The following is a 13846-nucleotide window of genomic DNA, read 5'->3' as shown; positions in this document are numbered from 1 at the left end:
GGCCTCCACGGGGTCGGTCTTGGTATCTGTCGTGCCGCGACGCTTGGAAGCCGGGCGTTGCGTTGATAGAACAGCCCGCGCAGGAATGCCAGAAACGGCACAGCTTTTGACAGGACCTCACATGCGGCTGATTTGCCCCCAATGCAACGCGCTGTATGACGTCTCCAGCGAGATGATCCCGACCGAAGGGCGCGAGGTCGAGTGTTCCGCTTGCGGGCATGTCTGGCATCAGCCAGCGGATATGCGCGAAATGCGGGGGCTGGCCAGCGATCTGCGCGCGCCAGCGGCGAAACCTGCACCCGCGCCGGACGCCGCCGATCTGGGCGCGGCCCCGGCGCTGCGCCGACCGCTGCCCGATGACGTCTTGTCGATTCTGCGCGAGGAAACCGCCCGCGAGCTGTCCGCTCGGCGCGGTGTCCGGCTGGAGGATCCGCTGCCGCGTCCCGGCACCGCCACTGATTCGCCGCCGCCGGAGCCGCCTGCGGTCCTTGCCCCGACGCCCACCGCGACACCCGCCCCTGCGCCGAAACCCGCCAAACCGGCGCGCGTCGTGGTCGAGCCGCCAGAGGCGACCGACTGGCCGGCAACCACGGTGACCGCGCCAGACGATTCGCAGCCGCGCGTCATTACCCGCCGCCAACCGGCCATCCCGTCACCGGCCCGGGATCTGCGCCCGATGCCGATCCTGGCCGCCGCGCCGGCGCGCAGGCTGGCCGAGGACGGGCTTGCGGCGACCTCAGCCGATGATCCGGCCCCCCAGAGCGCGCCGGAGGTCACGATTGCGCCAGATCCGGCACTGCCACCCATGCCGCGCCGGCGCGTCGTCAAGATGCTGCCCGATGCGGAACGGCTGGCGGCGACGTTGCAAACCCAGGCGCCTCCTGCCTCTGATCTGCCCGAAGCACAGGCGGCCACCGCAACGCAGAGCGCGCCGGACGGATATCGCGCCGGGTTCGTGCGGGCCTTGTCGGTGGCGGCTGCGCTGTTGGCGGCCTATGTCGCGGGCGCGGTCTGGGTCGGCACCGGTGCGGCACCGGCGCCGGTGGTCTCGGCCGTGGCCGGGATCGACGCCGCACGCGCAGGGCTTCAGGATGCGGCGCGATCGCTGGTCGGTCGGAACGAGGATGCTGAATGATGCGCTTTGCCCCGATCCCCGAATCGCTGCCGCCAACCGTGCCCTTCACCGGCCCCGAAACGCTGGAGCGCCGCCGCGGTGCCCCCTTCGTCGCGCGGTTGGGTGCGAATGAGAACGGCTTCGGCCCGTCCCCTCGCGCTGTCGAGGCGATGGCTCGCGCCGCCGCCGACGCCTGGAAATATGGCGATCCTGACAGCCACGATCTGCGTCAGGCGCTTGCAGCGCATCACGGCGTTGCCCCCGACCAGATCCTGATCGGTGAAGGGATCGACGGCATTTTGGGCCTGCTGGTGCGGCTTATGGTGGCGCCGGGCGAGGCGGTGGTGACGTCTGACGGGGCCTATCCGACCTTCAACTATCACGTCGCGGGCTTTGGCGGGGTGCTGGCCAAGGTGCCTTACCGCGACGACCGTGAAGATCCCGACGCGCTGCTTGCGCGCGCCGCCGAGACGCAGGCGCGGCTGATCTATCTGGCCAATCCCGACAACCCGATGGGCAGCTGGCATTCGGGCGCCACGATCGAGGCGATGCTGGACCGCATCCCCGACGGTGCGCTGCTGGTGCTGGACGAGGCCTATGCCGAATTTGCCCCCGATGATGCCATCCCCCGGATCGACGCGGCCGATCCTCGGGTCATTCGCCTGCGCACCTTTTCAAAGGCTTACGGCATGGCAGGCGCGCGGATCGGCTATGCGCTTGGCTCTGCTCCGCTGATCGCGGGGTTCGACCGCATCCGCAACCATTTCGGCGTCAACAGCGTGGCGCAAGCGGGCGCGGTGGCGGCGCTGGCGGATCACGATTGGCTGGCCCATATCCGCGCAGAGGTGGCGGCTGCGCGCGACCGCATCGGCAAGACCGCCGCCGAAAACGGACTGGTGGCGTTGCCCTCGGCCACGAATTTCGTCGCTGTCGACTGCGGCCAGGATGGCGCGTTCGCGCGCGCCGTGCTGGCGGGGCTGGACCGCGCCGGTATCTTTGCCCGCATGCCCGGCGTGGCGCCGATGGACCGCTGCATTCGTATCTCTTGCGGGCCCGCCGATGAGCTGGACGCCCTCGCAGCCGTCCTGCCCGAAGCCCTGGCTGCCGCCCACACCAGCTGAGGGCGCACACCCCCTTGTCCCCCGGCCCGCTTTGAATATGCTTCGGAAACTCCCGCCAATGGCGGGGCTTCTGCTGTGGGGGGCAGGCCATGGGTGCCGCTTTTTCCGACCTGCTTTTTCACCACCGTCTCCTGTTTCTCGTCATCATGTTTCTGGCGCTGGTACTGGCGCTGGAAATCGGGCTGCGTATCGGCGGCCACCGGCGGGCCCGTATCGGTGAACGTGCGGACGAGGGCGCGGCGCTTGTTGTCGGCAGCATCCTTGGCCTGCTGGCATTCGTGTTGGCGCTGAACCTGTCCAACGCGACCTCTCGGTTCGAGCGACGGGTCGAATCGACCCTGCAAGAGGTCAACGCCATCGGCACGGCATTGCTGCAGGCCGAGGCGGTCGGCGGCGATCAGGCCGCGGGCATGGTCGCCAACCTGCGCGACTATATGGAACTGCGCTATCTGTATATCCAGGCGGGTCGTGATTCGCCTGAATTTGCCCGCATCGGCGCGGAAACCAATGCGCTTCAGCGCGAGCTGTGGGCACAGATGACCGAACGCATCCGTGAAAGCCCGACCGACCCGGTCAGCGAATTGATGAGCTCAATGAACGCGGCTTTCGATTCGTCGACCGCGATGCAGCTGGCGATGGAATACCGAATGCCGGCGCAGGTGATCTGGCTGTTGCTGGTCATGAGCCAGCTTGGCATCGCCGCTGTCGGCTATCAATTCGGGCTGACAGGGCGACGGGGCCGTGCGCCGGGGCTGGTGCTGTCGGTGCTTTGGTGCGCGGTGGTGACGGAAATCGTCGACATCGGATCGGCCCGGATCTGGAGCTTTCGCACCGATACCCGCGTCTATGAATGGGCGATGGAGGGGCTGGACATGCCCTTGCCCTCGACGTCGCAAGCAACCGGCGAATAGTTGCCCTTGCAGCCTACCTTCGGCCCTTGCTGCCAATCACGGGAATGTTATCCTTGGTGTCACATTCGCACGACCTAGCGTGACCAAGGGGGCACCATGGATATTCTGGACCAAGTAATTGGCTTCCTGAACAATATTTTCTGGGGATACGTCCTGATCTATGGCCTGTTGGCCGTCGGGATTTATTTCACCATCCGGCTGGGCTTCATCCAGATCGTCCATTTCCGAGAGATGCTGCGCGCCGTTTCGGGGTCGGACAAGACTGACAAGGACGGGATTTCACCCTTCCAGGCATTGACCGTGTCGCTGGCCAGCCGGGTCGGCACCGGCAATATCGCGGGCGTTGCCGTGGCGCTGACGCTGGGCGGGCCGGGCGCGATCTTCTGGATGTGGATGGTGGCCTTGGTCGGCATGGCCACCGCCTATGCGGAATCGACGCTGGCGCAGCTTTACAAGACCCATGGACCTGACGGCATGTATCGCGGCGGGCCTGCGGCCTATATCTCGCGCGGGCTGGGGCTGCCCTGGCTGGCCGCGATCTTTTCGATCGCGCTGATTATCGCCTTCGGTCTGGTCTTCAACGCGGTGCAGGCGAACTCGATCGCCGAGGCTGCGGCCACCGCCATCGGCATCGACAAGATGTTCATCGGCCTTGCCGTGGCGGTACTGACAGGCGTCATCATCTTCGGCGGCATCCCGCAGATCGCGCGCGTGGCCGAATATGTCGTGCCCTTCATGGCCGGTGCTTACCTGCTGGCGGCGATTGTCGTGATGATCCTGAACATCGACCGGGTGCCGGGTATTCTCAGCGGGATCGTGCTGAACGCCTTTGGCTTGCAGGAAACCGTGGGCGGGGTCGCCGGTTCGGTGACGGCAGCGATGCTGAACGGGATCAAGCGCGGCCTGTTTTCCAACGAGGCCGGCATGGGTTCGGCCCCCAATATCGCGGCGGTGGCAACGCCTGCGCCGCACCACCCCTCCAGTCAGGGCTTCGTGCAGGCGCTGGGTGTGTTCATTGACACCCTGCTGGTCTGTACCGCGACGGCGGTCATGATCCTGCTGGCGGATGTGATGCCGTCGGAGCAGCTGACCGGGGTGAACCTGACCCAGGCGGCGCTGCAGGACCATTTCGGCCAGTTCGGCACCAATTTCGTGGCGATTGCGATCTTCTTCTTCGCCTTCACCTCGATCATCGGGAACTATTCCTATGCTGAAAACGCGGTCGTCTATCTGGGGGGCGGTAAGGGCGGCATTCTGGCGCTGCGGGTCGCGGTCATGGCGATGGTGATCTGGGGCGCGATGCAGGCGGTGGCCACGGTCTTCAACTTCGCCGATGCCTCGATGGGGCTGATGGCAACGATCAACCTTGTGGCGATCGTGCTGTTGTCTGGGACCGTGGTCGTGCTGACCCGCGACTACCTGTCCCAACGCAAGGCCGGGGTCGAGCCGCGTTTCCATATCGAGGATCACCCGGACATCGCGCCGGGCGTGAACCGCGAAATCTGGAAATAATCGCATCCTGACAATTAAGGCCCGCGCCCGACCGGCGCGGGCCTTTGCATGCGCCCCACTTTCGCCACCGGCAATCCCATGCTAAGCCGCCCGCATAACGCAGGATGACCGCCGATGACCGATCTCGACACGCTTCGCTCTACCTACCTGGCCCGCGTGGCCGACGCCTCTGATGCCAACGCGCTGGAGGATGTGCGCCTTGCCGCCCTTGGCAAGAAGGGTGAGATCAGCCTGAAGATGCGCGAGTTGGGCCAGATGTCGCCCGAGCAGCGCCAGACCACCGGCGCCGCCCTGAACCGTCTGCGCGACGAAATCGATGCGGCGCTGCGCGGCAAGAAAGTGGCGCTGGAAGATGCGGCCCTTGATGCCCGCCTGCGCGGGGAATGGCTGGACGTGACCCTTCCGGGTCGCCCACGCCCCGCTGGCACCATCCACCCGGTCAGCCAGGTGACCGAGGAAGTGACCGCGATTTTCGCCGATATGGGTTTCGCCGTTGCCGAAGGACCGCAGGTCGAAAGCGACTGGTTCAATTTCGACGCGCTGAACATCCCGCCCGAGCATCCGGCCCGCCAGGAACATGACACCTTCTTCATGGCCCGCGCCGAAGGCGACCTGCGTCCGCCGCACGTGCTGCGCACCCATACCTCGCCGGTGCAGATCCGCGCGATGCAGGACCAGGGCGCACCGATCCGTGTGATCGCGCCCGGCCGCGTCTACCGCATGGACATGGACCAGACCCACACCCCGATGTTCCACCAGGTCGAGGGGCTGGCCATCGGTCAGGACATTTCCATGGCCAACCTGAAATGGACGCTGGAGGAATTCTGCCGCGCCTTCTTCGAGGTGGACGAGGTCGAGCTGCGCTTCCGTGCCAGCCACTTCCCCTTTACCGAGCCCTCAGCCGAGGTCGATATCCGTTGCAGCTGGGAAGGTGGCACGCTGAAGATCGGGCAGGGCGACAGCTGGCTTGAAATCCTCGGCTCCGGCATGGTGCATCCGAAGGTGCTGGCGGCGGCGGGTGTGGACCCGGCGAAATGGCAGGGCTTCGCCTTTGGCATGGGCATCGACCGGATCGCGATGCTGAAATACGGCATTCCCGATCTGCGCGCCTTCTTCGAAAGCGACCTGCGCTGGCTGCGGCATTACGGCTTTGCCGCAGGCGACGTGCCCAGCGTGGCGGGTGGCCTGTCGCGCTAAGCCGCGACCTGCGCAGATTACGGACAGGGCCGGGCGCTTGCCCGGCCCTTGTCCGTTTGATTGGGTTGCAGTTAGGCCCCGGGGAGGGCTGGCGGCTGAAGGCGTCAGGCCAGCCCGTCGCTATCCAGAAGGGTCTCGCCGCTGCGGCTTTCGATCTCGATCACCCACAGGTCGGGGTCAAATCCGGCTTCGCGGCGGGTGGTGTCGTCAATCTCGCGTTCCGGGCCGGCTGCGATCTGGGTCCAGGGGCGCAGGTCGGTTTCGAAATCCCATTCCCGGCGCCACAGCGTCGCGTTGCCGTCCAGCATCGCGCATTTGACCAGCACCGCGCCTGCCGTGTCATCCCCGTGGCGAGTGACATAGGCGGGGATATCGGCCAGGGCCAGCCGGCGCAGATAGGCGCCGACCCAGACATGCGCGGCCAGACGTGCGGACACGGGCTTAGTTGCCGTCGTTGAAGTCGAGGCCCATCTCGCGGAAACGTTCGGCCTCGTCCAGCCAGTTCTCGCGGACCTTCACGGTCAGGAACAGGTGCACCGGGCGGTCGAGGAATTCCGACAACTCCTCGCGCGCGGCCTTGCCGACGGCGCGGATCGCTTCGCCCTTGTGGCCCAAGACGATGCCCTTGTGGCCGTCGCGGGCGACATAGATGATCTGGTCGATTTTGGCGCTGCCGTCCTTACGGTCTTCCCAACTCTCGGTTTCCACCGTCAGCTGATAGGGCAGTTCCTCGTGCAGGCGCAGGGTCAGCTTTTCGCGGGTGATTTCCGCCGCGATCATACGCATGGGCAGGTCCGCAATCTGGTCTTCGGGGTACAGCCAGGGGCCGGGCGGGACCATCTCGGCCAGCCATTCGCGCAGGTCGTCGGTGCCATAACCCTTTTCGGCCGAGATCATGAAGGTCTTGGCGAAGGGATAGGCCGCGTTCATCTCGGCTGACAGGGCCAGCAAGGTTTCGGCCTTCACCCGGTCGATCTTGTTGATCGCCAGCGCGACCGGGCGGTCGCCTGCGCTGCGGGACAGCTGTTCGATGATGCCCTTGACGCCTTCGGTCAGCCCGCGATGGGCCTCTATCAGCAGGACGATGATATCGGCATCGGCGGCGCCGCCCCAGGCGGCGGCGACCATGGACCGGTCCAGCCGGCGGCGCGGGCGGAAGATGCCGGGCGTGTCGACAAAGATGATCTGCGCATCGCCTTCCATCGCGATGCCGCGAATGCGGGCGCGGGTGGTCTGCACCTTATGCGTCACGATCGAGACCTTGGCCCCCACCATCCGGTTCAACAGCGTGGACTTGCCGGCGTTGGGCTCGCCGATCAGTGCGACGAAGCCGGCGCGGGTTTCAGGGGTGTCGTTCATGCGGATGTCCTATGGCGGATGGGGCGATGCGCTTGGCGCAGCATAACAAATTGTGGCGAGGCGCGGCGGGAAACTGCGCCGCTCAAGCGCCGAGATCCTTCAGCAGGGCGGCGGCAGCGGCCTGTTCGATGCTGCGCTTGGTGCCCTTGCCGCGCGCGGTGGCGTGGTGGCCATTATCCAGCGTCACGGTGATTTGGAATTCCGGCGCGTGGTCGGGCCCGTCGCGGCCGGTCACCTCGTATTTCGGGGGCGTCATGCCCTTGGCCTGCGCCCATTCCTGAAGCGCGGTCTTGGCGTCGCGGGCGTCTTCCTCGACATTGTCCAGCCGCGCGGCCCAGAGCCGCAGGACGACCTTCTGCGCAACCTCGAAGCCGGCATCGAGATAGATCGCGGCCAGCACGGCTTCCATCGCGTCGGCCAGCAGGGCTTCCTTGCGCCGCCCGCCCGACATCATTTCGGACCGGCCCAGCTTCAGGACATCGCCCAGACCGATCTCGCGCGCGATTTCGGCGCAGGTTTCGCCGCGTACCAGCGCGTTATAGCGCGGCGCAAGCTGGCCTTCGGATGCGGTCTTGTCGGCACGAAACAGCGCCTCGGCAATGGTCAGGCCAAGGACGCGGTCGCCCAGAAATTCCAGCCGCTGATTGTCAGGCCGCGTGGGCGAGGCGACCGATCCATGCGTCAGCGCGCGGAGCAGCAATTCGGGATGTGCGAAATCATGGCCCAGACGGCTCATGAATGCCTGCAAATCTGCCCCGATCTTCACCGCCATGCCTTCAGTCAACAGCCTTGAAGAAGCGGTCCGGCCGCCAGGTCCAGAAATACAGCAGCGATTTCCCGGCGGACGAGAACATGATCCGGTCGGCGCGCCCGATCAGGTATTCGGCGGGAACAAAGCCCAGCCCTCCGGTCACGGCGGGGAAGCGCGAATCTTCGGAATTGTCGCGGTTGTCGCCCATGAAGAAGTAATGGCCTTCGGGCACGGTGAAGACCGGCGTGTTGTCGGCCATCCAGCCATCGGTGATGTTCAGCACGTCATGGCTGACGCCATTTGGCAGGATCTCGGTCATGCGACCCTTGGCGCAATCGTCACCTTGTGGGACAGGGTCGTTCACGCAGCGCGGCATCAGCTGCTGGCTGCCCTGGGGTGCCTTGACCTCGACGAAATCGGGCCGGGCTTCGTATTTCACCGGCTCGCCGTTCAAGATCAGCTTGCCCTCGACCATCTGCAGCCTGTCGCCGGGCAGTCCGATCACGCGCTTGATGAAATCGACCCCGCGCGTCGGGTGGCGGAAGACCACGACATCACCGCGCTCGGGGTCAGAGCCGAGGATCCGGCCCGAAATCGGGCAGACCGAGAAGGGGCAGGACACGGACGCATAGCCGTAGGCCATCTTGTTGACGAACAGGAAATCGCCGATCAGCAGCGTGTCCTTCATCGAGCCCGAGGGGATCCAGAACGGCTGGAAGAACAGGGTGCGGAAAATACCCGCGATCACCAGCGCCCAGAACACGGTCTTGACCGTTTCCCAGATGCCTTCCTTCTTTTCAGCCTTCGCCATGTTGCGCGCCATGTTGGATCCTTGGGCTAGCGTTCCTTGGGGTGAATGGTGCGGGGGGGGCTGAAAGTCAAGTTATCTGGCCCGGAGCGGGACGGGCGTGAGGGCAGGTTTGACGGCCGCCGGCCGATCATGCGGCTTTCTCACGCCCAGTTGACAATCTGGCTTGAGGCCGCCGCCAGCGCCGCAGGCGGCTGACGCCCATGCGCCTCAGCACTCTGGCAGGCTGACCGCCAAGCCGCCGAGGCTGGTTTCCTTGTATTTCTCGCCCATGTCGATGCCGGTCTGGCGCATGGTCTTGATACAGGCATCCAGCGGGACAAAATGGTGGCCGTCGGATTTGCAGGCCATGGAGGCCGCGGTCACCGCCTTGACGGCGCCAAAGGCATTGCGTTCGATACAGGGCACCTGCACCAGCCCGCCGATCGGGTCGCAGGTCATGCCCAGATGATGCTCCAGCGCGATTTCGGCGGCGTTTTCGATCTGCTCGGGCGTGCCGCCCATCACTGCCGCCAGCCCCGCCGCCGCCATCGCCGAGGCCGACCCGATTTCGCCCTGACAGCCGACTTCGGCCCCGGAAATCGAGGCATTGTGCTTGATGATCCCGCCAATGGCGGCGGCGGCAAGCAGGAATTCGCGATGCGCGCCCGGGCCAATATCAGGCAGGAACTTGGTGATATAGCGCATGACCGCCGGGATGACCCCCGCTGCGCCATTGGTGGGGGCGGTGACGACGCGACCACCGGCGGCGTTTTCTTCGTTCACGGCCATTGCGTAGACCGCCAGCCAGTCATTGGCCAGCAGGGGGTTGGGCCGGTTCAGCTGGCTGTCTTCGATCAGGCGGTCATGCAGGAAACGGGCGCGGCGCGGCACCTTCAGCCCGCCGGGCAGGATGCCGTCCTGCGACAGGCCCCGGTCGATACAGCCATTCATCACCCGGTCCACCTGGTCCAGACCGGCATCCAGCTCGGCCGGCGACATGAAGATGGCCTCATTCGCGCGCTTCATCTCGGTCAGCGACAGGCCGCTGGTGGCAGCCATGCGCAGCATCTCTTGCGCGGTCTGGAATGGGTAAGGAACGGGCTGATGGTGGGCGATGGGGGCCAGCTTCGCGCGTGCGTCCAGATCTTCCTCAGCGACGACAAAACCGCCGCCGATCGAGTAATAGACGCGGCGCAGCAGCAATTCATCGCCGCGATAGGCGCAGAAGATCATGCCGTTCGGATGGCCGGGAAGGATAGTCTTGCGGTCGAGGACCAGGTCCTGATCCGGGGCAAAGCGATAGCCGGGATGGCCCGGCGGCTGGACGCGGCCAGTGGCGTTGACCTCAGCCACGATGGCATCCATCCGGTCGGGATCGACGGTGTCGGGCCGCTGCCCGGTCATCCCCAGAATCACCGCCCGGTCCGAGGCGTGGCCGACCCCCGTAAAGGCCAGCGAGCCGTGCAGGCTGGCATGCAGATGGTCGGGCGTCAGGCCCTGCGCGGCGATGTCGTCCAGAAACATTGCCGCGGCGGTCATCGGCCCCATGGTGTGCGAACTGGACGGACCGATGCCGATCTTGAACAGGTCGAATACGGACAAAAACATCAGGGCCTGCTGAGGTAAGGAATATTGTCCCCAATATTGCCGCCTGCGTGGATTGCCACAAGCCTTAGCCGGAAAGATGTTCGGCCGGGATCGCCAGACAATGCGCGAAGGATGCCGCCGTTCCGGCGGTTTCCGTAGTCTGCCTGAAGCACGCGCCCGGAAACCGACCGCAGTGTCTATTGGCTGTCGAACATAGGCAGAAAACTGGGCTTGCTCGGGGCTTGCCTTCAGAAAGGGGACTTGGCGGTGAATTTGACCGGGATCCCGGTTTCCGGGTGCTTGAACCGCAGCGATTCGGCATGCAGCATCAGCCGCGGGAAATCGGTGGCCCAGCCGGTCGCGTAAAGCGGATCGCCCAGAATGGGGTGGCCGATTTCGGCCATATGGACGCGCAACTGGTGGCTGCGGCCGGTCAGGGGCATCAACCGGATACGGGTTTCCTGTTCCTCGGCGCGGACGACGCGCCAGTCGGTGACGGCGGGGCGGCCCTCGGCGTGGTCGACCTTCTGGCGCGGGCGGTTGGGCCAGTCGACGATCAGCGGCAGATCGACGGTCCCGGTCTTTTCCGCCACCCGGCCGGCCACGCGGGCAAGGTAGGTCTTCTTGGTCTTCCGCTCCTCGAATTGCTTCGACAGGTTGCGCTGTGCGTGAGGTGTAAGCGCAAAGACCATCACCCCGGACGTGTCCTGATCCAGTCGGTGCACCAACAGCACGGTCGGAAAGACGCCGCGCAGCCGGTTGATCAGGGAATCGGCCTTGTCCTCGCCCCGGCCCGGCACGGAAAGGATACCCGACTGCTTGTCCACGATCACGATTTCATGGTCGTGATGCAGGATCACCGGCGGATCGGGTGGCGGGGCATATGTAAAGTTCATTTCGCCACCAGTCGCACGGCCAGCCCCGCGAATATCACCCCGGCCACCTTGTTCAGAATGCCCATATGCTTGCCCAGCCGCATCCCCAGCAGACCCGCGAGGATGCCGTAGCCCATGGTGATGATGGTGCCGGTGATGGTGAAGATCAGCCCGAGGCCAAGGATCTGCTGCCAGATCGGCCCGTAGGCGGGATTGGTGAATTGCGGCAGGAAGGCCAGCAGGAACAGCACCGGCTTGGGGTTGAGGATATTGGACAGCGCCCCGCGCCGCACGATCCGCCAACTGCTTTCGGGGGTGCGGGTGGCGGGGGCGTGGGGTTCGGCGTGCCAGCTTTGCCATGCCAGCAGCAGCAGATAGGCCGCGCCAAGATACTTTACCACCGTCAGCACCTCGGGGTGGCGGGCGGCGATGGCGCCCAGGCCGACGGTGGCCAGGGCCAGGTGAAACAGCACGCCGATACCAACGCCCAAGCCCGCCAGCGCACCTGCACGCGGGCCGCCCTTGATGCCGCAGGCGGTGGCGAACATCACGTCCTGTCCGGGCGCAAGGTTCAACAACAGGCCGCCGCTGATGAAGGTCAGCAGGCTGGCTGTCGGAATGTTCGAAATCGTGTCCCAGATCATTATCGCCCCCGGATCGTCCAGCCTGATTAACGCAGCGTGCATCCCTTGGCGAGGCATCTTGCCATTGCCAGTCCGCTGGCCGAGTTAGAAGGCGAAACAGGACCGAAGGGGAATGCCATGAACGACGACCGTCTTCGCGAGATCGCCAATCACCAGCCCGAATTCGCCAAGCTGCTGGGTATCCGCCTGATCGAGGGCGGCCCCGACCGTGTGGTCATGGACCTGCCGGTGACAGAGGCCCTGTCGAACCGCAACGGCGTCATGCATGGCGGCGCGATCCTTGGGCTGACCGACAATATCGGCGGCACCGCATCGTCGTTGAACCTCAAGCCGGGCCAGAACACGGTGACGATCGAATCCAAGGTGAATTTCCTGCGCCCGATCCGTATCGGCGATGTGGCACGGGCCACCGCAACGCCGGTGCATATCGGCGGAACCACGCAGATCTGGGACATCGCGGTCACGCGTGGCGACGGCAAGCTGGCTGCAAAAGTAACCCAGACGCAGATGACGATCGCCTGGAAGGACCCGGCACCCGTCAGCAAGGGCTGATCCCAACGCAAGCCTGCTTCGGTCGACGAAAGAACCGCCGCGGGGAATGCGCGCGGCGGTTTGACGCGCGGCCTTCGGGCGTGCCTCAGGCGGGAATGGGCGCGGGCAGCCGAGACGGCTCCTCGCGGATGGGCAGATGGATCAGCGCCGAGAACGCGCCGATGCCCACGCCGACCCACCAGACCGCGTTATAGTTGCCGTAAGCGTCATACATCACCCCGCCCAGCCAGACCCCCAGGAAAGACCCCAGCTGGTGCGACAGGAAGACGAAACCATACAGCGTCCCCATATAGCGCAGCCCGTAGATATAGGCGACCAGACCCGAAGTCAGCGGCACCGTGGCCAGCCAAAGCGCCCCCATTGCGACGCTGAAAATCAGCACCGAGGTGGGCGTGATCGGGCTCAGGATGAACCAGGCTGCGGCGATGGTGCGCAGCGTATAGACAATGACCAGCAGGTATTTCTTCTTGTAGCGCTTGCCCAGCCACCCGGCCAGGATCGAGCCCCCGATATTCGCCGCCCCGATCACCGCGATCGCCCAGGCCCCGAGGGTCGAGGTGGTGGTGATCCCCAGCGATGCCAGCAGGCTGCCCGGCGGGATCGGGCTGCACATCTGGGCCACCATGGCGGGGAAGTGGGCGGTGATGAATGCCAGCTGATAGCCGCAGGAAAAGAAGCCCGCAAAGATCATCAGATAGGACGGGTCGCGAAAGGCGCGCTTCAGCACCGAGCCCATGCTTTCTTCCAGCGTCGAGGGCGAGGCGGGCTTACCGCGGCCCAGCATGGGGATGAACAGGATCATCGTCAGCGCGATGCCGGCAAAGACCAGAAAGACGCTCTGCCAGGGCATGATGGTCAGCAGACCCGCCGCCAGCGGCGCGCCCACGACCTGCCCGGCCGAGCCGGCAGCGGTGGCGATGCCCAGGGCAAGGCTGCGGTTTTCATCGCTGGCGGCGCGGCCCACGACCGCCAGGATCACGCCAAAGCCGGTCCCGGCAATGCCAAAGCCCACGGCAACTTCCCAAAGCTGCATGGCCTCGGGCGTGGTGACCATGGTCGACATGACCAGACCCAACGCATACAGCGCCGCTCCGATAATGATTGACCACCGATCCCCCCAGCGTTCCGCCAGGGCCCCGAAGATCGGCTGACCGATCCCCCAGGCGAGGTTCTGGATGGCGATGGCCAGCGAAAATTCCGCCCGGGGCCAGCCAAACGTATCCTGCACGGGGATCTGGAACATCCCGAAACTCGCCCGCAGCGAGAAGTTGATCAGCAGGATGATGCAACCGCCGATCAGTATCGGCGTCATGAGCTTTGAGGATGACGACATTGGACACTCCGGGCTTCGACGCAGCATTGGCGCAGGTCCGGCGATGCGTCAAGTCGCCGCAGGCAATGGCTTGCCGTGGGCGCCGGTCCAGCCTAGCGTG

14 protein-coding genes are annotated in these 13846 nt (G+C 65.4%); 6 read left to right on the top strand and 8 right to left on the bottom strand.

Going from position 1 to position 13846, the window contains the following annotated elements:
* Nucleotides 1–121: 121 nt before the first annotated feature.
* The 5 genes from G7044_RS14705 to pheS all read left to right on the top strand — a co-directional run bounded on the left by G7044_RS14705 (nt 122) and on the right by pheS (nt 5855).
* Nucleotides 122–1135, top strand: coding sequence for a zinc-ribbon domain-containing protein (locus G7044_RS14705; RefSeq protein ID WP_166330174.1), 1014 nt, complete (start codon nt 122–124; stop codon nt 1133–1135).
* Nucleotides 1132–2235, top strand: a complete 1104-nt coding sequence (locus G7044_RS14700; protein ID WP_166330172.1) for a pyridoxal phosphate-dependent aminotransferase — start codon at nt 1132–1134, stop codon at nt 2233–2235. The genes G7044_RS14705 and G7044_RS14700 overlap by 4 nt, the downstream gene beginning before the upstream one ends.
* Nucleotides 2236–2324: 89 nt before the next feature.
* Complete coding sequence (locus tag G7044_RS14695) at nt 2325–3146, top strand: hypothetical protein (RefSeq protein ID WP_166330170.1); 822 nt, start codon at nt 2325–2327, stop codon at nt 3144–3146.
* A gap of 96 nt (nt 3147–3242) precedes the next feature.
* Nucleotides 3243–4658 carry an alanine/glycine:cation symporter family protein gene (locus G7044_RS14690; RefSeq protein WP_207630310.1) on the top strand — a complete coding sequence of 472 codons (1416 nt, stop codon included), beginning with the start codon at nt 3243–3245 and terminating at the stop codon, nt 4656–4658.
* Nucleotides 4659–4772: 114 nt separating this feature from the next.
* Nucleotides 4773–5855 (top strand): phenylalanine--tRNA ligase subunit alpha, encoded by a 1083-nt coding sequence (pheS, locus tag G7044_RS14685; protein ID WP_166330168.1) that lies wholly within the window; start codon nt 4773–4775, stop codon nt 5853–5855.
* 104 nt (nt 5856–5959) lie between these two features.
* Here pheS and G7044_RS14680 read toward each other — a convergent pair whose 3' ends face one another.
* The 7 genes from G7044_RS14680 to G7044_RS14650 all read right to left on the bottom strand — a co-directional run bounded on the left by G7044_RS14680 (nt 5960) and on the right by G7044_RS14650 (nt 11861).
* Nucleotides 5960–6292: a DUF1491 family protein gene (locus G7044_RS14680; protein ID WP_166330166.1), complete on the bottom strand. Its 333-nt coding sequence runs from the start codon at nt 6290–6292 to the stop codon at nt 5960–5962.
* A 4-nt stretch (nt 6293–6296) separates the two neighbouring features.
* Nucleotides 6297–7214 (bottom strand): GTPase Era, encoded by a 918-nt coding sequence (gene era, locus G7044_RS14675; protein WP_166330164.1) that lies wholly within the window; start codon nt 7212–7214, stop codon nt 6297–6299.
* An 82-nt stretch (nt 7215–7296) separates the two neighbouring features.
* Nucleotides 7297–7980: a ribonuclease III gene (rnc, locus tag G7044_RS14670; protein WP_166330223.1), complete on the bottom strand. Its 684-nt coding sequence runs from the start codon at nt 7978–7980 to the stop codon at nt 7297–7299.
* A gap of 10 nt (nt 7981–7990) precedes the next feature.
* Nucleotides 7991–8776 (bottom strand): signal peptidase I, encoded by a 786-nt coding sequence (gene lepB / locus G7044_RS14665; RefSeq protein WP_166330222.1) that lies wholly within the window; start codon nt 8774–8776, stop codon nt 7991–7993.
* Nucleotides 8777–8983: 207 nt separating this feature from the next.
* The gene (locus G7044_RS14660) at nt 8984–10363 is read right to left on the bottom strand and encodes an L-serine ammonia-lyase (RefSeq protein ID WP_166330162.1); all 1380 of its coding nucleotides are present in this window, start codon (nt 10361–10363) and stop codon (nt 8984–8986) included.
* A 227-nt stretch (nt 10364–10590) separates the two neighbouring features.
* Nucleotides 10591–11238 carry an RluA family pseudouridine synthase gene (locus tag G7044_RS14655; protein ID WP_166330160.1) on the bottom strand — a complete coding sequence of 216 codons (648 nt, stop codon included), beginning with the start codon at nt 11236–11238 and terminating at the stop codon, nt 10591–10593.
* Entirely contained in the window at nt 11235–11861 is a 627-nt protein-coding gene (locus G7044_RS14650; RefSeq protein WP_166330158.1) for a LysE family translocator, read from the bottom strand. The genes G7044_RS14655 and G7044_RS14650 overlap by 4 nt, the downstream gene beginning before the upstream one ends.
* A 117-nt stretch (nt 11862–11978) precedes the next feature.
* Between G7044_RS14650 and G7044_RS14645 the strand changes: the two genes are divergently transcribed.
* Nucleotides 11979–12413 (top strand): PaaI family thioesterase, encoded by a 435-nt coding sequence (locus G7044_RS14645; protein WP_166330156.1) that lies wholly within the window; start codon nt 11979–11981, stop codon nt 12411–12413.
* A gap of 85 nt (nt 12414–12498) precedes the next feature.
* On the opposite strand, the gene G7044_RS14640 is transcribed toward G7044_RS14645, so the two are convergent.
* On the bottom strand, nt 12499–13746 hold the full coding sequence (locus G7044_RS14640; RefSeq protein WP_166330154.1) for an MFS transporter: 1248 nt from the start codon (nt 13744–13746) through the stop codon (nt 12499–12501).
* Between the last annotated feature and the right edge of the window lie 100 nt (nt 13747–13846).

The sequence above is a fragment of the Paracoccus xiamenensis genome (assembly GCF_011308835.1).
GTDB classification, from domain to species: domain Bacteria; phylum Pseudomonadota; class Alphaproteobacteria; order Rhodobacterales; family Rhodobacteraceae; genus Paracoccus; species Paracoccus xiamenensis.
This window is presented reverse-complemented; position numbering and strand designations above follow the sequence as displayed.

Bases quoted from the DNA above. Each gene is read 5' to 3' on its own strand.
- G7044_RS14705 (WP_166330174.1), top strand. From the start codon at position 122: ATGCGGCTGATTTGCCCCCAATGCAACGCGCTGTATGACGTCTCCAGC.
- G7044_RS14700 (WP_166330172.1), top strand. From the start codon at position 1,132: ATGATGCGCTTTGCCCCGATCCCCGAATCGCTGCCGCCAACCGTGCCC.
- G7044_RS14695 (WP_166330170.1), top strand. From the start codon at position 2,325: ATGGGTGCCGCTTTTTCCGACCTGCTTTTTCACCACCGTCTCCTGTTT.
- G7044_RS14690 (WP_207630310.1), top strand. From the start codon at position 3,243: ATGGATATTCTGGACCAAGTAATTGGCTTCCTGAACAATATTTTCTGG.
- pheS (WP_166330168.1), top strand. From the start codon at position 4,773: ATGACCGATCTCGACACGCTTCGCTCTACCTACCTGGCCCGCGTGGCC.
- era (WP_166330164.1), bottom strand. From the start codon at position 7,214: ATGAACGACACCCCTGAAACCCGCGCCGGCTTCGTCGCACTGATCGGC.
- lepB (WP_166330222.1), bottom strand. From the start codon at position 8,776: ATGGCGAAGGCTGAAAAGAAGGAAGGCATCTGGGAAACGGTCAAGACC.
- G7044_RS14660 (WP_166330162.1), bottom strand. From the start codon at position 10,363: ATGTTTTTGTCCGTATTCGACCTGTTCAAGATCGGCATCGGTCCGTCC.
- G7044_RS14655 (WP_166330160.1), bottom strand. From the start codon at position 11,238: ATGAACTTTACATATGCCCCGCCACCCGATCCGCCGGTGATCCTGCAT.
- G7044_RS14650 (WP_166330158.1), bottom strand. From the start codon at position 11,861: ATGATCTGGGACACGATTTCGAACATTCCGACAGCCAGCCTGCTGACC.
- G7044_RS14645 (WP_166330156.1), top strand. From the start codon at position 11,979: ATGAACGACGACCGTCTTCGCGAGATCGCCAATCACCAGCCCGAATTC.
- G7044_RS14640 (WP_166330154.1), bottom strand. From the start codon at position 13,746: ATGTCGTCATCCTCAAAGCTCATGACGCCGATACTGATCGGCGGTTGC.